At 50.8% G+C, this 323-nt stretch carries 1 protein-coding gene; it reads left to right on the top strand.

Annotation, left to right across the window (positions count from 1 at the left end; all coding sequences use genetic code 11):
• Window positions 1–323: phosphodiester glycosidase family protein (locus tag SB773_RS30770; protein ID WP_410594025.1), on the top strand; the 323-nt coding region annotated here is incomplete at both ends.

Below are 323 nucleotides of genomic sequence, written 5' to 3'. Positions count from 1 at the left end.
GTCGGGGTTTCTCAGGACGGAAAAACGCTCTACATGGTCACGATTGATGGAAGCAATGGGGTTTACCTCGATGAGCTGGCAAAAGTCATGGCCGAGCTGGGCTCGTATCGCGCAGTCAACTTTGATGGTGGTGGCTCAACGACATTGTCAACCAGATCACTGGGAGATACATATGCCACTTTGTCCAACAAACCAAGTGGCGGGTCAGAACGACGCGTTCCTACCGGGCTTGCTGTTTACAACACAGCACCGCCAGGAGAATTAAGAGGATTCCAAATTGATGTACCATCCGATGTGCTGATTGGTCAAAGCATTCCGCTAAC

This window comes from Bacillus sp. SIMBA_074, assembly GCF_046534555.1.
GTDB classification, from domain to species: Bacteria; Bacillota; Bacilli; order Bacillales; family Bacillaceae_G; genus Bacillus_A; species Bacillus_A mycoides.
The sequence above is the reverse complement of the archived record's forward strand: the minus strand, read 5'-3'. Positions and strand labels throughout refer to the sequence as shown.